The organism is Candidatus Saccharibacteria bacterium (assembly GCA_016432585.1).
Taxonomy (GTDB): domain Bacteria; phylum Patescibacteriota; class Saccharimonadia; order Saccharimonadales; family Saccharimonadaceae.
Map to the genome: position 1 here is coordinate 71603 of CP066696.1, position 20096 is coordinate 91698.

At 47.3% G+C, this 20096-nt stretch carries 16 protein-coding genes; 15 read left to right on the forward strand and 1 reads right to left on the reverse strand.

Annotated features, from left to right (window positions below; all coding sequences use genetic code 11):
* Nucleotides 1-4 precede the first annotated feature (4 nt).
* The 5 genes from HZB75_00300 to HZB75_00320 all read left to right on the forward strand — a co-directional run bounded on the left by HZB75_00300 (nt 5) and on the right by HZB75_00320 (nt 7359).
* Entirely contained in the window at nt 5-628 is a 624-nt protein-coding gene (locus HZB75_00300; GenBank protein QQG50939.1) for a hypothetical protein, read from the forward strand.
* A gap of 71 nt (nt 629-699) precedes the next feature.
* Entirely contained in the window at nt 700-954 is a 255-nt protein-coding gene (locus tag HZB75_00305; GenBank protein QQG50940.1) for a hypothetical protein, read from the forward strand.
* The gene (locus tag HZB75_00310) at nt 954-1607 is read left to right on the forward strand and encodes a hypothetical protein (protein QQG50941.1); all 654 of its coding nucleotides are present in this window, start codon (nt 954-956) and stop codon (nt 1605-1607) included. Before HZB75_00305 ends, HZB75_00310 begins: the two co-directional genes overlap by 1 nt.
* 11 nt (nt 1608-1618) lie before the next feature.
* Entirely contained in the window at nt 1619-3526 is a 1908-nt protein-coding gene (locus tag HZB75_00315) for a hypothetical protein (GenBank protein QQG50942.1), read from the forward strand.
* Nucleotides 3527-3534: 8 nt separating this feature from the next.
* Entirely contained in the window at nt 3535-7359 is a 3825-nt protein-coding gene (locus HZB75_00320) for a hypothetical protein (protein ID QQG50943.1), read from the forward strand.
* An 11-nt stretch (nt 7360-7370) separates the two neighbouring features.
* Here HZB75_00320 and HZB75_00325 read toward each other — a convergent pair whose 3' ends face one another.
* On the reverse strand, nt 7371-8444 hold the full coding sequence (locus HZB75_00325) for a polyprenyl synthetase family protein (protein QQG50944.1): 1074 nt from the start codon (nt 8442-8444) through the stop codon (nt 7371-7373).
* 52 nt (nt 8445-8496) lie between these two features.
* Between HZB75_00325 and HZB75_00330 the strand changes: the two genes are divergently transcribed.
* The 10 genes from HZB75_00330 to HZB75_00375 all read left to right on the forward strand — a co-directional run bounded on the left by HZB75_00330 (nt 8497) and on the right by HZB75_00375 (nt 20084).
* Nucleotides 8497-9807 carry an oligosaccharide flippase family protein gene (locus tag HZB75_00330; GenBank protein QQG50945.1) on the forward strand — a complete coding sequence of 437 codons (1311 nt, stop codon included), beginning with the start codon at nt 8497-8499 and terminating at the stop codon, nt 9805-9807.
* Nucleotides 9764-10717 carry a glycosyltransferase family 2 protein gene (locus HZB75_00335; GenBank protein QQG50946.1) on the forward strand — a complete coding sequence of 318 codons (954 nt, stop codon included), beginning with the start codon at nt 9764-9766 and terminating at the stop codon, nt 10715-10717. Before HZB75_00330 ends, HZB75_00335 begins: the two co-directional genes overlap by 44 nt.
* Nucleotides 10714-11922: a glycosyltransferase gene (locus tag HZB75_00340; GenBank protein QQG50947.1), complete on the forward strand. Its 1209-nt coding sequence runs from the start codon at nt 10714-10716 to the stop codon at nt 11920-11922. Before HZB75_00335 ends, HZB75_00340 begins: the two co-directional genes overlap by 4 nt.
* Nucleotides 11915-13060, forward strand: a complete 1146-nt coding sequence (locus tag HZB75_00345) for a polysaccharide pyruvyl transferase family protein (GenBank protein ID QQG50948.1) — start codon at nt 11915-11917, stop codon at nt 13058-13060. Before HZB75_00340 ends, HZB75_00345 begins: the two co-directional genes overlap by 8 nt.
* Nucleotides 13057-15711 (forward strand): hypothetical protein, encoded by a 2655-nt coding sequence (locus HZB75_00350; GenBank protein QQG50949.1) that lies wholly within the window; start codon nt 13057-13059, stop codon nt 15709-15711. Before HZB75_00345 ends, HZB75_00350 begins: the two co-directional genes overlap by 4 nt.
* Nucleotides 15708-17360, forward strand: a complete 1653-nt coding sequence (locus HZB75_00355) for a hypothetical protein (protein QQG50950.1) — start codon at nt 15708-15710, stop codon at nt 17358-17360. The genes HZB75_00350 and HZB75_00355 overlap by 4 nt, the downstream gene beginning before the upstream one ends.
* Nucleotides 17353-17694: a hypothetical protein gene (locus HZB75_00360; protein ID QQG50951.1), complete on the forward strand. Its 342-nt coding sequence runs from the start codon at nt 17353-17355 to the stop codon at nt 17692-17694. Before HZB75_00355 ends, HZB75_00360 begins: the two co-directional genes overlap by 8 nt.
* Nucleotides 17695-17790: 96 nt before the next feature.
* Nucleotides 17791-18027 carry a hypothetical protein gene (locus tag HZB75_00365; GenBank protein QQG50952.1) on the forward strand — a complete coding sequence of 79 codons (237 nt, stop codon included), beginning with the start codon at nt 17791-17793 and terminating at the stop codon, nt 18025-18027.
* A gap of 99 nt (nt 18028-18126) precedes the next feature.
* Entirely contained in the window at nt 18127-18381 is a 255-nt protein-coding gene (locus HZB75_00370) for an AbrB/MazE/SpoVT family DNA-binding domain-containing protein (GenBank protein ID QQG50953.1), read from the forward strand.
* A gap of 8 nt (nt 18382-18389) precedes the next feature.
* Complete coding sequence (locus HZB75_00375) at nt 18390-20084, forward strand: MFS transporter (GenBank protein ID QQG50954.1); 1695 nt, start codon at nt 18390-18392, stop codon at nt 20082-20084.
* The last annotated feature ends 12 nt before the right edge of the window (nt 20085-20096 follow it).

Genomic DNA, 20096 nt, shown 5'->3' on the forward strand with positions numbered 1-20096 from the left:
TAGTATGAGAAGATTGGGGCTGATCGCGCGAGGGGCTGTAGCGATTTTTATTGTGCTACTGCTTGTCAGTAGCGGCGTTCGTGCAGACACGACCGACACTGCAGTGTACGGCGCGGGTGACTACGGTGGATGTAGCTACGGGTCGTGCACCCTCACTCTTACAAGCGATGGCGCTACCAGTGTTGATGTTGTCCCAACTCCGGCTGGTAAATGTACTGTTCAAAAAGATGCCGTTTCAGTTCTTACTAACAGCACGACAGGCTATACGCTCACAGCAAAGACAAGCACCGGAAATAATGATATGACTGGCGCTAGTGCGAGCATAACTGCGTCGAGCGCCACGCCTGCGTCGCCGACAATTCTGGCTATGAACACATGGGGGTATCGTGTTGATAATCTTGCCGGCTTTGGCGCCGGCCCAACTTCGGCACAAAACAGTGGAAGCGTTCCTAGTGTTGCCTTTGCTGCGATGCCAGCTAGCGACGAATCACCGACTGCAATTGCATCGTCGTCAGGCGCGGCGAATCCTGCCGAAATAACAGATGTTTGGTATGGGGTGTGCGCAGATTCGTCATTACCTTCGGATACGTACACGACCACGGTCGTTTATACAGCTGTAACGAACTAGTACCGGGGTTGGTTTTATTGACAACGAGGGGTGTGAACGTCTATAGTTAAGCGTAAGCGGACGGGGGTAAAATGAGTGATCTTAAGCGTATGGCGACAGAGATTTCTGAAAAAGAAATGTCGCGTGGGCAATTTTTAGGCGCGGTGGGCGGCAGCTTTTTAGGTATGATTGGTGTTTTTGGTGTTATTCAGGCACTAAATACGCCCGAATCAGACCTAGCGAATAAAAATGAAAACGTTTTTGGCGAACGCGAGTATGGCCACCCAGATGGCGGTATTGGAAAAGCAAACGCGCCAAAAAAGTTTGATGAGGATGTGTTCGGTTAATGGCACGATTACCTATTGTTGGTGGGGACGCGGGAAACTGGGGGACAATTCTTAATGAATACCTCCAGGTTTCGCATGCCTCCGACGGCACGATAAGTGCTGGGGCAGTAGGTGCAACACAAACAAATCTTACTTCAGTGGCGGGCGGCATGCTACTACGGGGCACATTTGCCTCGCGCCCAGCTGCTGCGGCAGGAAATGCCAATCTTTACTATCTTGCCACCGACAACAACGGCGGAACACTTTATCAGTCAACGGGCAGTGCGTGGGTGCAAGTTGGCGCGGGGGCGGCCCACGGTGCAACACATAGTACCGGTGGTCCCGATGCGCTTAGCGGTAACTTAGACGCAATTGCACGCCTGGCTATTGCCAAGGCAGGTTCGGCTATAGGATCACGCCGACGTCTTAACTTTATAGACGGAACAAACGTTTCAATTACTCCTGTAGACGATTCTGGTAACGAAGAGGTCGACGTCACTATCGGACTTACGGGAAGTGTGGCGGTTGCAAATGGTGGTACAGCTGCGACAACTGCGGCTGGGGCGCGTACGAACCTGGCGGTGCCCGAGGCAGCTGGATTTGCAAAGATATCTGTTGGGACTGTCGCGCCCTCTACACCAGCCGTTGGCGACCTATGGGTGGACATTAACTAAGGAGAATAATCATGGCGACGAGACTTAAGACTGTAAAATACGCCTTTCCCGCACTGGCATCACTCGTAAACAACACCCTTACGACCCTTACTCAAATAACGGTATATCTTCCCGAATCGAGCAAGGTATTCCGCAGCGTTGTTGCGCATGTAACGATGGACGATATCGTGACGGCAACGGGAGGTTCATTAACAACCAAGACGCTAGGCTTGCGTGTCGGGGCGGCGGGCTATACGTCGATTGCAAATGCTAACACGCTAACAACCTCGGCTGAGAATGCCTCATTTTGGCTGTCGGCTGATTTTACGAGCCATTTTACGACCAACTGGTCAGGGTCGAGTATGACCTGCGACTTTCAGCTTCAAATCAATCAATCTTCAGGAACGACACTAGGGATGGTGAATGTGTGTGTGACGCTGGACATCACGTATGAGTACGACGATACAAGCGCGACTCATGTAAAGACGGTTATGATCCCACTGAACGCGCCGGTCGGTGCTATTGCCACGACAGCCACAACGTATGATACGATTCCGGCACTCGACACATATTTACCCGAGGCAAGCAAGGCGTATCGAAACATCCACCTGGTTATGCAGGGTAACGAAGCCCGCAATGCCGCAACGACGTCGCATACTATGACAATACGTGTCGGAGCGGCAAGCGTAACAACGGGTAACTACGAGGGTACGCTGGCGTCGGATCGGTTTTTCCGCTACGTCTACAACCTCACTTCCACATACCCGTCTACTGCTGCGACGCAAACATTTCAGCCCACAGCAACGGTAGCGAGGGTTAATCACTTTCAGGCATATTTAGTAGTGACGTATGAGTTCAACCGAGCTACCACCACGAGCGCTATGAATTCGCTAATGTTGCCGATGGATATCGCTTCGCCTATGGGTGGTACGACTGCCAGCGATTATCAAAGGGGTACGCGCGAACTTTGGATAGAAGAGCCGGGAACGATTACAACTAACCGCGTGGCCTATTATCATTTTTGGCAGCAAATGACTGCTATTAGTACGCTTAACTTTCGGGTAGGTACGGGTTCGTTTGTTGCATATACCGACACTGCATCGGTACTCTGTGGTGCAAACGGTGCCATGGTTCGTAACGACGCAGCCTTTACGCTTGCTAGAGGTAGAAACACGCTAAACTTCGACGTGTATCGCTCCGACACGACCGACTTCGGATGGAATGCCTGTGGCTACTGGATAGTTAATTACACGTCATCGGTCGCCACTGCTGGTATTGGCGCGCATAACCATACGGTAGATTGGGGCTTGCTGCAAAATGGCACGGGTGCTGCCGCGAGCAACTATACCGTTGCAGCAACAGCACCTGTTATACCCGAAACGGATTATTTTATAACAGCGCTTGGTACACAGTTAATTGTGGCGTCAAGCGGTGTGGTTGCGCCGTCGGGATATGTCGTCATGGCAGAGCGCCTGGTGGCAGAAGGTGGGATGGAGTGGGAGCCTGTTTACAGCGACAGCTCGCAGACAGACCCCGAGATTGGTACGTTCCTTATGTACTCACAAATGAGAACCCTCTTTAAGAGGTTTCCAGGCGATGCCGACCCTGATCGCATAGACGTAGAGACGGCCCGGCGATGGCGAGTGCATATCAACGGCTCAACGACGGTCAATGCTTGGGTGAGCCTCGGGGTTATCATGACATACCACACTATTACCTATACGGTGGCCGATAACATTACCGGTTTTGCTGGAACAGTGAGTATCGATCTGCATCGCTCCGATGAAAACACCAAGCAACCGGGTGAGCTAGTGAAGTCGACAACCCGCAGTGGTGACGGTCCTTTCTCGTTCAGCTGGTACGACAACACAGAAGAACTCTATATTTCCGCAAGAAATAGTAGCAACGCAGGCCGGTCATCCGATAGTCTGGCGAGTTAGGCGCGTCAATGGCATTTAACGTTACTTCCAACTCTACAACGGGATTTAGCGTTTTATTAGATGTGCCATTAATCGAAACGTTTACCGACGACTTTAACGACAACTCGCTCGATACAACAAAGTGGGATCTTTGGGATGTGGGCCACGCTGTGGAAACTGGCGGCGAACTGCAGATCGCTTCAGTTACGGCGGCATCGTACCGGGGAATGCAATCCGTAAGAACGGGTAATTTAACCGATTCGGCAGTTCATGTTGAGGTGCCGCATGTTCTTACTGGCCTTACCGATGCAAGCACGTGTTTGCAGGTGGCAGTAGATGATCAACATACGATAACGCTCTACGAAAGTGGCGGCTTTTTTGTTGCCGAATACCAAATAGACGGGGTTTGGACAACGCCAGCAACAATGGCCTATGGCGCCACAACTCACAGATGGTGGCGTATTCGCGAAGCCGGCGGAACGCTTTACTATGAATATTCGGCCGACGGTGCAACCTGGTCGGCACTAACATCGGTGCCGACACCATTTGCCGTAACGGCAATGTATACTATGTTATTTATCGGAACGTCGTCAACTAACGTTTCAACCGACACGGCAATCTTTGACAACGTCAATACGATGCCGACCATGGCGTCGTCGCGCGCACAGTATCGTAATGATCAATATACACCAATTGCTGTTGGGGGTAATACGAGTGGCGACGGTTCAACAAACGATGTATGGCTTGATGCCGATGTCTATAGCGAAACGCCAACTGTTGCGACAACACTTCATGCCGAGGTGAAGGCGGTTGGTGTTGGATTTACAAATACGGCCACGGTTTCATCGACTGCGCGAATACTAAAACAGGCTGAACTAATAACCGCCCGACGTGGTGGAAGTTTGGTCTACGATGCTAAAAATAAGCGTTACATATTATTTGGTGGCTACAACGGAACAACAAGATTTAATGAAGTTTGGCAGCTAACAGCAGACAACGGGTATCATAGGTGGAGTAAATTAGCGCCAAGCGGAACGCCGCCGACAGCTAAAAACTTGGCAGCTTCTACCTATGCGCGGGGAACAACGTCCGGTGCGGTCGACAAAGCCTATATGGTGATTTTTGGTGGTTCGTCGCCCTCGGATCTCAACGAGATGCACTGCCTTGACTTATCGACGCCAGGCTCCGAAGCGTGGTCAACGATTACACAAACCAATACACCGCTTGTTCGGTCGTATTTAACGCACCATATGGTTGCAAAATCGACAGCCTCGAATACGAACGATATCTATCTTTTTGGCGGCTGGGGCGCGGCGCGATACAACGACCTGCTGCGATGCACGTTCAATGTGAATACCCCAACTGCAGTTACCTGGACAACAGTAAAAGCAAACGGAGCGGTGGGTAACCCGGGTATTCGATCTGGTACAGGAATGATCTACGATTCGGCGAATGATCGCCTTATTATTACATGTGGCTATAACGGAACGACGTACCTTAGTGACGTATGGCAATTTGCTATCGGAACAAGTACGTTTTCACAGATTACTCCGGGTGGCTCGGCGCCGGCTGGTCGCGAATTGCCGAGTATCGTTTACGATTCGGTTAATCAGCGTGCGATTGTTATGGCGGGTTGGCAGGGGAATATCAACAATAGCCGTAATGATATTTACGAGCTATCACTAGAATCGGGTAGCGAAACCTGGACGAGCCTTCATGTAAATGATCTAAGCAATCAAAGTTTCCTCGCTTACTCAAGCGGCGCGGCAACGATTAATACAGATCGCAATGTTATGGTTGTTGCGACAATGAACGGCTACGATAGCACGGTTAAATACGTGTACGCTCTTGATCTTGCAGTAACCACAACTTCGGCGACCGTTCACAGCCTAAATGTTATAGATCATTTCCGAGCCCGGGACGCGGCGGCGACAACTTACGATTCGGCGCTTGGCGAGGTTGTACAAATTGGTGGCTATGGAACAATGGACGACGACACGACAATTACTCGTGGTGATCACATATCCGAGATTTGGGCGTATAATCCAACGACAAATACGCTGCGTTATGCAGCGGGCGGTCCGTTCGTGATGCCGCAAAGTGAGGGTGGAATTGTTATTTATGATAGTGCCAATGACCGCATTATTCATTTCGGTGGACTGAACGGCGGCAGTAACCGAACAAGCGATGTCTGGGAGCTAAGGGCAGACGCTTTTGGTATGTATCACGCCACAAAGTTAACCGTCTCGGGAACGCCGCCAAATCCTCGATGGTTAATGGCGGGCTGTTACGATTCGGTAAACCAACGTCTTGTTATTTGGGGAGGGCAGGGTGTTGGCGCGACAGTTCTTAGTGACACTTGGGCGCTTAATCTTACCGAAGGGGCTGAGACGTGGACGCAACTAACGCCAACAGGAACAGGCCCTACGGCGGCCTGGCAGCCTGCTTACAGTTACGACACTGCAAATAAGCGGCTCTATATTCACGGAGGAACGACCAATGCTGCGGGTACTACGTTCACCTCGCAGCTATTCTACCTCGACCTTACGACGACGAATGGCGCCTGGACAAATACAGGAGTAACTGGCGGTCTTGCTGTTCGTGGAGCCTCAATGGTGTACGACAGCACAAATCAGCGCCTCGTTTGTTTTGCTGGATACGATGGATCGGTAGTGAACAATACAATTCGCTACACGAGCACGGCATCGTTTACGTCTTGGACAACACAGGCGACAGCCAATACGCCAAGCGCGCGCCGTAGTGCTGGCTGGATACTTGTAGGAGGAAAGTTTATTGTTCTTGCGGGTCGTCCGGTATCGGGAACGTGGTTTAGTGACACGCAGTCGCTCGATATTACAGCGCTACCCGCCGCATGGAGTTGGGTGAATAAATCACCTTCTATCTACCAGGTTATGTCGGTTGCAGCCACGGCACTTTCGGTTGGCACAAGCTACCATTGGCAGTCATGGACAACCAGCGGAACCGACTCTAGCGTGCCGCAATCATTTGGCGGAAACGCCGAAAGCGCTGCCGACTTTATCGTCAATGGTACTACCGGAGGGTATATCAAAGTTTGGGGCGGGGTTGCGTTCGCGTCAAAGCCGATTAAGGTATGGGACGGCGCGTCTTGGGTAATGAAACCGTTAAAACGCTGGAATGGTTCAGAGTGGGTGCTTACTCCTGGTGCAGCGTCGGGGATTGCGCTGCGTGATATCAGTTCGAATACTGGCGTAACGGTTAATACCCTTGGCGTTACTATGCCGAGCTCAATTCAGGTTGGCGATTTGTTAGTGCTTGTTGTATCTCAAACAACAAACGCAGCGACAGTGTTTAATGCAATAAGCGGCTGGACAAAACAGGGCGAGCAGCGCGCTGGCGGGGCAGGATATACGCTTGCAGTCTACACGCGCGTCGCGCAGTCGGGCGATGCAGGTGGAACTGTTACCTCTACCTCGGTGAATGCAGCCCATTATACTGGCCATTTGCGCGTCTATAGCGGCGTTGATCAAACGACGCCTCTCGATACGTCGGCAGTTTTCTCCGAACTCGACGTCGCTAGTTTTTCGGCATCAGCTCCAGCCGTTACGGTTGCGACGACAAATGCAATGCTTGTCGCAATATACGGTATACCAACAGTGGCAGGCACATCACTTAGCGATGCAGACTGGACGGCTCCGGCTGGCGGCTTTAGCAGCGAGGTTGTTACATGTCCCGCAACGGGTTCGAGTAACCGACCCTGTACCGCGGTGTATGATAGGATTACTTCCGGCACTGGCTCGCAGGGTCCGTTCGAAGCGACGACTACACAAGATCGTCGATGGTCTCTCGTGACCTTGGCATTACGACCCGCGTAAACCTGATTCTGTTATTTTTGTCTTTGTACGGCGGCGTGAATGAGTGCTAAAAATTTGTCGTGTGAGCTTTTTGATAGAGCCAGTTTATCAAGGGATTCTTCGGCAATCTTTGCACGCGATTCGATTTCGAGCATGGTTTTTTCGCGAGCACCTGATCTTTCGATATCGCGCTTTAGTGCCTCGGTATCTTCTGGCGAGGCATTGGTGTTATGAAACGCGGCAGTAAAAGTAGCGCGAGATTCTAATGGCGTCAACGCAAGATATTGTTCTATCAAATACGTAAGTTTGCCTTCGCGAATATCGCTGTCGGTAGATTTTCCGGTTATTTTTTCATCGCCAAACATTCCAAGAAGATCATCGGAAAGCTGAAACGCAACGCCAAGCGATTCGGCAAATAATCGCAAATGGTCAAGTTGCGCCGATGACGCTCCGGCGAGTGCCGCGCCCGAAAGTAGTGGCGATATAAAAGAATAGCTTGCGGTTTTATAGCGGGCAATCATAATTGCACTGCTACTTTCGGGCGGCATAAATGTCGACTCGATGTCAACCAGTTCGCCGCCCGCTACTTCAAAAATACCGCGCGAGAAAAACCGCATAGCTGTTGTTTTTTGCCGAGGATTAAGCGAACTTTCTATTACCAACTGGTGCGCTGCGGCAAGGAGTAAATCACCGGCAAGAATAGCTGCACTGTACGAATAGTGTACCCTATCTTTTTGATCAAGGTGGTAGGGTTGGTAAAAGGCTTCATAAAGTCCGTTTATGTTTTTGCGGCCACGTCTCGACGTGTCACGGTCGATAATATCATCATGAATAAGCAGGCTCGTGTGCAGTAGTTCGTGCGCCGCGGCAACTGGCGCAAGTGTTTGTGGCTGCCGCCCGCCTAAAGCCTCGTAGGCAAGAAGCACCATGCGTGGCCGTAGCCGCTTACCACCAGAAGATACGATGTCGGCTATACTTTGCCATAATCGTTCATAGCGAGAATCAATCTCTGTAGCGTCTTGAATCCCTTTTGTTAAAACTGTCCGAAGTGATGCCTCGACGAGCATCATTGTTGGGTCACCCGTAAGGTTTGAAGGAGCGGTCATAAGTGTTTTTATTGTAGCAGGTGTGAGAAAATAATGTACTGGAGGTAGTTTTATGAAGCTTGCTAAGGCGTTAACACAAGGCAGTTTTCTCCGGCACAATGTCGTGTTCTTCTTTGGCTCTGTCGTTGTTGGAGTTGTAAACTACGCATACTACCCGGTGTTGGGGCGAATGATGGACCCGGCCTCATTTGGCGAGATTCAGGTTCTCGTTTCATTCTTCTTGCAGTTCACGATCTTCCTGAGTGTACTCGGTATGATAACTGTAAATATTACTACGAATTATGTTGATACCAAAAAAGCACATCGCATCATATTTGAACTAGAAAAGCTAGCTGTGTACGGTGCGCTAGCGATGTTGGCGGTGACAATTTTCGCAAGCGAATTTCTACGCGAGCAGTTACGGTTTGATTCGGGCTTGCCATTTATCGCACTAGCCCTCGCATTACTTGTAAGTATCCCGCAAACGTTTAGAAGCGCGTTTGCGCGCGGGCAAAAAGCGTTCGGCGTTGCATCTATCTCGCAGCTTATCGGTGCTTCGGTAAAGATTATTTTCTCAGCTGGGCTAGTTGTCTTGGGTCTTGGGGTAACGGGTGCGATATTTGGCATCGTTGCCGCTCAACTTGCTGCATTCTTTTATGCTGCAAGATGGGCGGCTCGGCTGGGATTTTCGAGGCCAAGTGATACGCATTACGGAACACTTCCTGATATTCGCGCAGTACTTCCTGAAATCAAATACGCAGGCTCTGTTTTTGTTGGCCTGCTTTCCATAACGCTACTCATGAGTATCGACGTTATTGTGGTAAAGTACTACTTCGATGCACATACAGCAGGTCTGTATGCGGGCATTGCCACGGTTGCTCGTACGGTCTTCTTTCTGGCAGCTCCAATCTCACAGGTGCTTATGCCGCTGGTTAAAATAGATCAACCGGATCAAAAGAATCTCTTGCTTTTGATAAAGTCAATTGCACTGACGATCTTCATCTGTGGGCCGGTGGTAGTTGTCTGTGCGATCTTTCCAGAATTGCTCACAAAGCTCCTCATGGGCTCTGCCTATTTAGAATATTCAAGTCTTCTGCCGATTCTTGCGCTTGTTGTTTTTATTATATCACTCGTCAATCTGGTGTTTATGTACTATTTAACACTCCGTCAAAAAACGGTCACGCTTATTGGTATAATTGGATTTGTTGTGTCACTAAGTATCATGATTATGTGGCACGACACACTGCAATCCGTTGTTTACGGTTTGCTCTTCACTAGCTGTTTCACACTGTTTGTCACCGGAGTATACGTATTAGTAAATCTAAAACGAGGAGGCCGAAATGCACAACAAAACGATCTCAATCGTCATACCGATATACAATGAGTCGCCGAATGTCGCGCTTCTCTATAAAACAATAAAATCAACTGTAAAAAAACTACCGCAAAAGTTTGAACTGATATTCGTCGACGATGGCAGCAGCGACGATTCGGTTAAAAAACTGCGTGGACTTGCTAAAAAGGACAGAGGAGCGAGAGTCGTAGAACTTGCTCGTAATTTTGGCAAAGAAATAGCCGTTACGGCAGGGCTGCATACCGCCCGGGGTGATGCCGCTATCATTATGGATGCCGATCTACAGCACCCGCCAGAGCTTCTCCCGGCCTTTGTAAAAGAATGGGAAAACGGAGCGGATGTTGTCGTTGGCGTAAAGCGTTATAGCAAGGACGAAAGCTGGTTTAAAAAGCTGACATCGAATGGCTTTTACGCACTGCTTCGCCGTGTTTCTTCGTCGAATATTACGCCGCATGCCAGCGATTTTCGACTTATTGATAGACCGGTTATCGATACGTTTAAAACGTTTACTGAACGCAACCGAATAACACGAGGAATTATCGACTGGTCTGGCTTTGAGCGCCGTTATATCTATTTCGAGGCTCCGCCACGAAGGTTTGGTGAGGCAGGATACAGCTACCGTAAATTATTCGCGCTTGCCATGAACAGCTTTGCCGCGTATAGCATGCTCCCGTTAAAATTTGCCAGTTGGCTAGGGTGGTTTATTCTTTTTGTGTCATCGGGTCTTGGCCTATTCACAATTATAGAAAAGTACGTCCTTGGGGATCCTATGAATCTCGAAATTAGAGGAACGGCAATGCTTGCAATCATGCTCTTGTTTTTGATCGGAGTGGTACTGATATGTCTTGGGTTTGTCGCAATGTATATCGCTCGCATCCACGAGGAGGTGATTAACCGGCCGCTGTATATTGTCAAAAACGAGGAAAACGGAGACGAAGCATGAAAGTAGCGCACGTCACGTTGTATCCTCCAAAAAACAGCAAGCACACAAGCGGAAGCGGCGTTGCTTCATACAGCAAAAATCTTATTACGAGCATTCAGGCCAGCGCGCATACTCAATCGGTGGTGTGTAATGTTATCGATAGTCCTGAACAATACGCTGAAGATTCGTTAGATGTCCGGCGCGTGTTTGTAAAAAAACCAAGCTTTATTATTGCCGTCCATAAAGAGCTGAAAAAGCTTGACGCCGATGTTGTTCATATTCAGCAAGAGTTGGCATTGTACGGCGGGATTGTGACAGCATTTCTACTGCAGTGGCTTGTATTTTTATGGCGTAAAAAAGTTGTCATAACGCTTCATGGCGTCGTTGATCCTAGCAAGATCGATGCGAAATTTGTAAACGAAAATAATTCTCGTTTGCCAGTATGGATCGTGAAACTAGCCTTTCGAATTATCTATACACCGCTTGTTAAATGGTCTCAAAAAGTTATCGTTCATGAGCATTATTTCAAGTCGATACTTATAAAAAGTTATGGGGTTGATGCCAAGAAAATTATTGTCGTGCCACATGGCGTAGAATCTCTTGTGGCATTTGAAAAACAAAATGCTCGCGAGAAATTACAGTTATCCAAAAACGCGGATGTCGTTTTGTTTATGGGGTATGCAACAGGCTATAAAGGAATCGATTTATTGATAGAAGGTTTTGGCGAATACGCAAAAATAAATCGCAACGCGGTGCTTGTTATTGGCGCAGGAAAACATCCGAAACTGCACGACAACGAGGCATATTTGAAAGAGTATCAACGACTTCAAGATAAGGCAGCAAAAATAATCCCGGCAGGGCAATACCGCTGGGAGGGCTTTATCGACGAGACCGAAATCGGACTATACTACAGCGCAAGTGATGTTTCGCTGTATCCTTACACAACCGCAATCTCTAGTTCGGGCCCTATGTCGTTTGCTATTGGCTACGAAAAACCATTTCTCGTGAGCACTGCGTTTGCTGATATTTTTGCCCAGTACCCACACTTGCTATTTGAACGAAGTCCAGAAGCAATGGCGACACGGCTTGACTATTTTTTTAGTCACCGTAATGAATACAGTGAAACTTCGTCGCTCATGAAGTCCGAGCGAACTTGGTCTAATGTTGGTCAGCGGACTGTTCGAGCGTACGAAACAATTACAGGATTGGAGTCGGGAAGTGAATAAAAGCGTTTTGCTACTTGGAAGTTATGGCCAAAGTAATCTTGGCGACGATCTTCTAATGTGGAATTACCTGGAGTTATTGAAAAAACGTGGCTACACAGAGATTTATGTTAATGCCAATACGACCGACCACTTGCCACGGCCGGTACGACAAGCATATCCGGAGCTTCAGGTAGTTGATACGTACAGCACCTCGATTCTTCAGTATGTTCGGCTTATAAAAAAAGTGGATTGTATCGTTTACGGCGGAGGGACGTTATATAAAGAACTATACGCTTCGACTGGCAGGTCAAAATACAGCGTGATCGTGCGGATGATGGCGTTTAATATCCTTGCTAAATTATTAGGTACAAAGTTATACCATTTAAATATTGGAATCGGTGTTCTTCGCACTGGGTTGGGTCGCTTTATATCAAAAATGGCAATTGGTGCGGCAACAGAATCGATATTCCGCGATAAAAAATCGTATGATTATGCAAAAGATATTCTTCATATTCCAGCTGCCAAAATCAAGCTTTCGACCGACGGCTTATTTATCGATCACGTCTGGGAAAAACCCTGGAAAACGCAAAGCCTAAAAATTGATCGCAAAAAATACAAAAACGTTATTGGTATTAATATTCTGTCGGACATACCCGATTGGATAGACCGAGACAAGTATATTCAAACCATGCAACAGTTCGTTTTGCAGAGGCTAAAAAGCGGCGACTATATTATCTTCGTTCCGTTTCAGCACGCGTTTAATCCTCGCAACGACCTGACGTTTATGCAAGAGGTTTTTGGCGATCTTTTAAAAAAGAAAACCGGCTATACAATGCTCGACAAAGTTCCCATCGATCTTGCAAGTTCTTATCTTCGTCAGTGCGATGTTTTTATTGGCATGAGGTTTCATTCGTTACTGCTTGCAACGGTCAATGCAGTTCCATTTGTCGCGATCGCTTACGACACAAAGTGCTGGCGATTTGTTACCGAAACAAATTACCCGCACGCTATAGAGTTAGAAGAACTTGAACTTGCAGAGCTAAATCGCCAGTACGAAACGATAGTATCAATGAAAAAGGAATCAAAAGAAAAGCTCCGACTTATCACGCGGCAAACATATGCTCAGGCAGAGGAGGACATACGAGCGCTGAGTTTATGAGTCGGCGCAAGCAGGCTGTCGACAAAGAGCCCAAAGCGGTCCATGAAAGGTCCTGGGTTTTGTGGTTGCGGGCAAATCCGCTTCGCCTCTACATCTTGATTTTTCTAGGGCTATTTCTACTACACGCATTTATTTTTCGTGATGTCATTGTGGCAATTCCATCAATTCTTGCGGGCGATGCATCTATCGTTCGCGAAGAACTTGTCCCTTTTTTTAACTTTGGTTCGCAGTTTTGGGGAGACGGAGCCTCGGCCTTAACGTCATCAGAAGAAGTGCGTGTAAGCTATTCTTTTTGGACGGCGTGGGTACGCTATTACCAGGTGTTACCATTTGCGCTTATTATTTTAAACGCCATATCAGCCTTTCTATTGTTCTTTTCGTTTCATAAGCTTGGAAAATATTTTTATAAAAAATCACTGTTTGGTGTAGCCGCCGCGCTTCTTGCGGCGTTGTTGATTCATGTTATTTTACTCTATGCTAAGATTGCGCATTTTTACGTTCTTATTATCGGCTTCAGTATGTTCGCGCTTTCTTTGTCGCTGTTTCTTGAACAGTTGTTTTACAAACAAAAACTCGAAAAAAAGAATATCATTGCGATTTCACTTCTCACTCTTCTTAATCCCGCTATTCATTATCATGTGATCTTTTATGTTGTTGCTGTTCTTATTGTTGTTATTCATATGATCTTTACTTTTATAATGAACCGTCGGTTTTTTTGGAAGTACTTTCGGCGAAATGTTCTGTACTTTGTTGTCATTACGCTACTTAGTCTTGTTCCATATGTTATTTATATTATGCTCACGACATCAAGTAGTATGGGCGATGTCTCAACCCAAATACCCGTGAACTATTGGATGATATACTATGCTTCGCTGGCATTGCCGTTTATTTTTTCGCTCGATACAGCAGGGCATCTCGACCTTATGCGACATGGCAATTACCTCGCGCCAATTCCACGGTTCGGCACAATGATTGTTATGTTTTTAATTGGCGGATTGTTTATATTTAAAAGTTGGAAGCGGCTTCATATCGTAAGTAATGTCATGATAATGACGTTGTTTATCGTTATGATTTTTGCCATGTGGATGACGATAGGCTACAGCGACAATAGCCCGTATTCATTCCATAAAGTATTCGGTGATACTGCGGTATTTTTTGCAAGCATGGGCAACGCCATAGGGGATAGTATTGCGAGCCTCATGAAGACCTTCATAAATATTCTTCGGTTCCCGCACAGGTTTCAGTTTATTTATTTCTATGCGGCTGGAGTACTATTTATGATTGCACTTGTGTGGCTGCGCGATGTCTTGTCGCAAAAAATGCGAGCTAGATCTGCAATACTCGTTGTCGTCTTTATGGCTCTTTTTCCAATCCTCGGAAATAACGACTATAGAACCGCGATCTTTTCCGGAGACCTTGCGTCGTTTGTCGCGCCATATCGTGTGCCAGATGATTTAAAAACGATTAAGTCGACGCTTGCCAGCGAGAAACACGACAAATTGTTTATACTACCAACGCTCGAAAGCGGCCGTGAGCTACTACAAGATAACGAACGGTATAGTTTTTTGGATAAATATCTCATCTACTATTTAAACGAGCCGACATTGTATTACGGGGTTGGAGCAAAAACCGAAAACAAGCTCGTGTCATATCTGGTCTACCGGGCAATCTCTTATAACGAAACGTGGTGGGAGGATATTCTTGCGAATAATTTAGGAATCACCGACATACTAGTACCGCAGCATCTTCAGCCCCGCGAAAAAGGAATAGCCTATCTCGCGGATATCGATGCCAAAGTAATAAAAAGCCTCGATAAATCATCGAAGTACGAAAAAACTTTTGATGGCAGCGACTACAAGCTCTACAGTCTAAAGCGCGCTCCAGATACGTCGGTTTCGACCCTTATGAATATGAACTGGGAAAACAGCGTTCGTTATCTCAATGGCTCAAAAAAGACGAACAACCTAATGCGTTTTCCATTGCAAATTAAAGACTATGCAAAAGAGAATGTTAAAAAACAGCTACTGACGGATAGTGTTGAACGTAGCTATTACGACTTTTATGCGATGTGGGCGGGAAAGAATATCTTTGTACCAAACCCAATTTCACTACCGTTTAATTCAGAGTACGTTGCGAGCTCTAATTTCACAAACAACGCACTGTCACTAGGCACACTTTATTCAAAAACCGATACCTACAATTATCTGCACGAGAATATGCCAAGTCTTGTGGGGCTCCAGCGGCCAGCATTTGTAGGGCTTGCAAAGGGCGCAGTAACGCTCGACATGAAACTTGTCGTTCCCGAATCTGGTAAGTATCGTTTACTGCTTCATGGTGGTTCGCGGGCAAATGAAATAAAGGCGACTATTGCTGGGCGCGATATTGTTTTGCAAAAAATAAAAGACGACCGCGCTACTAAAAATGACTACCTCGATGTAACGTACTTTTATGTTGATATCGATCTAGAAAAAGGCACGGCGCCGATCGAACTTAAAAACGAAACACAGAACGCAATCATCGTCGACTCGCTCATGCTGGCACCCGCTCAACACATACCGCAATCATTTACAGAAATCCGATCGCCTCAATTGCAGATTCTGCCGACCGACACAAAAATGACCTACAATGTCACAATAGGAGCGGGTGAGTGAAAAAGATAAAAGCATGGTTACGTCAGCCAAATAGAGTCCTTTGGTTCGAGTATGGCGCACTGGCTTGTATTATTATTTTGCCACTTCTTTTGCCTGGGTATATTCTGACGCTCGACCTGGTATTTACGCCACACAGTCCGTTTCCAAGCGAAATAACAAATACATATTTTTTGCAGATTTTACTATGGGCGCTTAACGCAGTATTACCCGGCGACGTTATTGAAAAAATAATACTCCTCGCGGTATTGCTTTGTTCTGGTGTCGGCATGCATTTGTTAATAGTAAAAATAAATAAAGATAGCCTGGATTTTTGGGCTGTCGCTGCGTATTTTGCTGGCTTGCTCTATATGATTAATCCGTTTGTTTATTCGCGGTTTATGGCAGGGCAGTGGATGGTGCTTTTAGGATATGCTTTTGTGCCGTTTTTTGTTCGGGCGCTTTACGATTTCTACAAAACCAACTCACTGCGGTCGGCTATCGTCGCTAGCTTGTGGGCGGTGGCTATAATTACCGTGTCGTTACACCACATTGGTATTATTACGCTACTTGGTCTATTTTTTGCAATTGCTGGTTATATAAAATACCGACGCACGCCAGATCTTCGGCGCTTTATTAAACGTAGTGGGCTGGCTGTATTGCTGTTGGTTGCTGCAACGAGTTTTTGGCTGGCGCCAGTAATAATGGGATATGGCGCTGTGGCCCAATCAGTAGCCGGCATGGATGCAAATCATTTCGCCGCGTTTGCGACAGGCGGTGCTGGAGTACTTGGCCCTATTGGAGAAGTTGTACGATTGCAAGGGTTCTGGGCAGAGGCGCAAAACCTTTTTGTAAAACCGCAGGCTATCGTGCCAGGTTGGGGGATTATTGTCGTTCTTTTGTGGATACTCGTGGTAGCGGGCGCTGTACGTGCCTGGCGCACGCACCGAGCAATTGCCGCCTTTGGTATGTTTTGTGTTGTTACGGGAATTGTTCTATCGGCTACGCCACTTATCGAGTGGGCCAGTGGTGTTTTGCCGCTTTTGGGTGGCTACCGCGAGCCGCACAAGTTCGCTAGCCTTATTGCACTTGGCTACGCTGTTTTGGGCGCGTTTGGCGTGGTAGCCTTTGCAAAATGGGCAACTGTAAAATGGGGGCAAGCAGGCAATAAAATGGCAATGGTTGGTGTTTTGCTTTTGCCGATCATTATTACACCAGTGATGTTTTGGGGGTTTGGTGGTCAGCTAGCTCCTCGGTCGTATCCTACAGAATGGTACGAATTAAACGCTGATCTCAAGACGGAGCAATCGAAAACAGTACTATTCCTGCCGTGGCACCAATATAGCGCATATAGTTTTAGTGGTGATCGAATTATCGCCAATCCTGCCGCAAAGTTTTTTGAAAATCCAACAATTATTAGTGATGATCCCGAATTCAAAGCAATCTCGCCAACGCGACCAGACCAAATAAAACGCCAGCTCTCGGATCTTCTTGGTGCGCGAGACGCTAGTGGCCTTCGAGACTTTATGAACGACCAAAAAATAAGTTACATCGTCCTCGCAAAAGAACAAGACTGGCAATCTTATGGTTATATAAAAGATATCCCGAATCTGCGGCTTGTAAAAGAAAACGACAAACTATTGCTATATAAGATGGAGAACGTAAATGACTAGCGCACACCAATCTACCAAGCATTCACTACTTGAAACCAGAGGCGGCTTTATCCTTTTTTTGTGCGCCATGGTGCTCCTTGGATTCCTTTCGCAGTTTCAGTGGATAGGACATGTCGTTATCGCTGGGTACGCGGTTATTGCTCTTTGGAGGCGTGTGCCCGCCAGGCGTACGTTTATGTATGCCCTATGGTCACTCGGTATGGTACCTGCGGCTATTATTTTAGGAAACTGGGTGATTGCCCAAAACTTCGCCGCATACACATTTATTCTTTTTGCGGTAGGTGTTATTCATATGGTTGTTGATTTACAGAGAGAGATTTTAGTACGAAAGTAATAATAACAACGCAGCAGGGGTCGGCGTTTGACCATGAGTGTATACTGCTGATAGCATTGAATATGTGATATTAAACGTAAGGGAAAAGGAAAGCAAATGAGCAAAACAATACCCCAGCCGTTATCACAGAAAAAGGCAATGCCGACCAAACTCGTTATGGGTGTTATGGTTGCGGCTGTCAGTGTACTTGTTGGTACGGCTGGCATCGCAGGTGCAACATCGGGTAACGGCGGGAATGGTTACGGCGGCGGTGGGATCAATATCGATCTCGGTGGAATAGTGGGCGATAACAACGTGATTGTTATCATCATCAACTACTTCGTCGGACGATAGATCACGAGCATCGTATATTCTGGGGAGGCTGCCGTAAAAGGCAGTCTCTTTTATAATTCATACTTGACATACTTTTCATACCAGGCGTACACTTATATAATGAACGGAAAAAATGGCATTCACGGCAAAAAACTGTACGGTACAGCAACGGTTGGCACAAAAGGGCAAATTGTTATCCCGGCCAACGCCCGCGTGGAGCTATCTATCGAAAGCGGCGATCGCCTTTATGTGGTAGGCTCGCCCGAAAGTGGTTTTCTGGGGCTTATCAAAGAAGAATCGCTCGAACAAATTATCGAACACCTCAGCGAGCAAGTTCAGAACTTCCGCTCTCTCAAACAAGATAATAAGGAGTAGATACTTACATGCATCACCATCTCGACTTGCGTAGCAAGTTAATAATCATGATCTCGGTTATGGCCAGCCTATTCTTAGTTGCGCTCGACCAAACAATTATTTCTACGGCACTTGGCCGAATCGTCGAGGAATTCGACGCCTACTCGTCGCTAACCTGGGTGGTGACGGCATATCTTATTACCACCACAGTAACAACGCCAATAGCAGGTAAGCTCTCCGATCTTTTTGGGCGCCGCCTTGTTCTTCTTACTGGTGTCGCAATCTTTACGCTTGGCTCGCTTCTTAGCGGGATGAGTGCTAATATTGATCAGCTTATTTTATTTAGGGCACTCCAAGGTATTGGTGGTGGTATTATTACCGCGAACGCCTTTACGATTGTTGGCGATCTGTTTGCGGCGCGTGAGCGTGGCAAATGGCAGGGGCTTATTGGCGCGACGTTTGGTATCGCTTCTATTATTGGCCCGCTTCTTGGGGGCTTTCTTACCGAATCGCATGGCGTATTTGGCCTTACGACCGACTGGCGTTGGACATTCTTTATTAATATCCCAATAGGTATTCTTGCATTTACGGTTATTCGAATCATTTGCCCGCCGCTTAAGCATGCAAACAAGCCTCACATCGACTACGCGGGTGCAGCTTTGCTAACTGTCGCGCTTGCAACGCTTGTTCTGGCGGTCGATAACACCGATGTTATATTTGCCGATCTTCTTAGTAGTACTGGCATGAGCCTTACAACACTACGCCTTATTATGGCGGCGATTGTTGCTGCGGCAACAGCCGGCTTTGTACTGGTAGAACGTCGTGCAAAAGAGCCAATCTTGCGTCTCGATTTCTTTAAAAACCGTAACTTCCTTATTCTTACTGCTATGGCAATGTCGGTTGGTGCGGGTATGATTGGCTCAATCTTGTACCTCACGCAGTTTAACCAGCAGGTTTTTGGTGCGAGCCCTACCGAATCCGGGTTGATGCTTCTTCCTATGATTGCGGGCCTTATGGTCTCAAGTATTACGCTTGGGCAGTTGGTTTCAAAATACGGTAAATACAAGCGCTTTATTATCGGTGGCCTCGTTGTCGCAACCCTTTCCATGGCATCGCTTACAACGCTAACGCCAGACAGCTCGTTCCTTCACGAAGCAATCATAATGGTGTTTGTGGGTGCCGGTATTGGTGCGGGAATGCCACTCCTAAACGTTGCGATTCAAAACGAATTCGAGCAAAAAGATCTTGGTATGGCAACAAGCTCGAACCAGCTTTTTCGCGGTCTTGGCTCAACGATTGGCGTGGCGGTTTTCGGAAGTATGCTAACAGCAGGAATCACTAGCTCTATCGGTGATATGAGCAGCGATCCTTATATACAAACGCTCAAGCAATCTCCGGCCTCAAGCCAGATGCTAACGAATGTTAACGATCCAAATACGCTACTTACGCTCAATATGCCAACAACCAAAGACGCAGTGACCGATGGCTTTAATGAAAGTCTTACAAATCTAGCCCTTCCCGTAGCGGTTAAGGATACGCTTCGTCAGGACTTTACGGCAAAGCAAGACGCATATTCCGATAAGGTTGTCGATGCGTTTAGTGATAGCCTGCACGCGATTTTTATCACCGCAGCTAGTGTTATGGGCGTGGGGATGGCGCTTAGTCTTCTGCTGAAAGAGCGCATACTCCGTACAGCAAAGACGAACGAAACTCCTGGAGAATAATACAAAAACGCG

Bases quoted from the DNA above. Each gene is read 5' to 3' on its own strand.
- HZB75_00300 (QQG50939.1), top strand. From the start codon at position 5: ATGAGAAGATTGGGGCTGATCGCGCGAGGGGCTGTAGCGATTTTTATT.
- HZB75_00305 (QQG50940.1), top strand. From the start codon at position 700: ATGAGTGATCTTAAGCGTATGGCGACAGAGATTTCTGAAAAAGAAATG.
- HZB75_00310 (QQG50941.1), top strand. From the start codon at position 954: ATGGCACGATTACCTATTGTTGGTGGGGACGCGGGAAACTGGGGGACA.
- HZB75_00315 (QQG50942.1), top strand. From the start codon at position 1,619: ATGGCGACGAGACTTAAGACTGTAAAATACGCCTTTCCCGCACTGGCA.
- HZB75_00320 (QQG50943.1), top strand. From the start codon at position 3,535: ATGGCATTTAACGTTACTTCCAACTCTACAACGGGATTTAGCGTTTTA.
- HZB75_00325 (QQG50944.1), bottom strand. From the start codon at position 8,444: ATGACCGCTCCTTCAAACCTTACGGGTGACCCAACAATGATGCTCGTC.
- HZB75_00330 (QQG50945.1), top strand. From the start codon at position 8,497: ATGAAGCTTGCTAAGGCGTTAACACAAGGCAGTTTTCTCCGGCACAAT.
- HZB75_00335 (QQG50946.1), top strand. From the start codon at position 9,764: ATGCACAACAAAACGATCTCAATCGTCATACCGATATACAATGAGTCG.
- HZB75_00340 (QQG50947.1), top strand. From the start codon at position 10,714: ATGAAAGTAGCGCACGTCACGTTGTATCCTCCAAAAAACAGCAAGCAC.
- HZB75_00350 (QQG50949.1), top strand. From the start codon at position 13,057: ATGAGTCGGCGCAAGCAGGCTGTCGACAAAGAGCCCAAAGCGGTCCAT.
- HZB75_00360 (QQG50951.1), top strand. From the start codon at position 17,353: ATGACTAGCGCACACCAATCTACCAAGCATTCACTACTTGAAACCAGA.
- HZB75_00365 (QQG50952.1), top strand. From the start codon at position 17,791: ATGAGCAAAACAATACCCCAGCCGTTATCACAGAAAAAGGCAATGCCG.
- HZB75_00370 (QQG50953.1), top strand. From the start codon at position 18,127: ATGAACGGAAAAAATGGCATTCACGGCAAAAAACTGTACGGTACAGCA.
- HZB75_00375 (QQG50954.1), top strand. From the start codon at position 18,390: ATGCATCACCATCTCGACTTGCGTAGCAAGTTAATAATCATGATCTCG.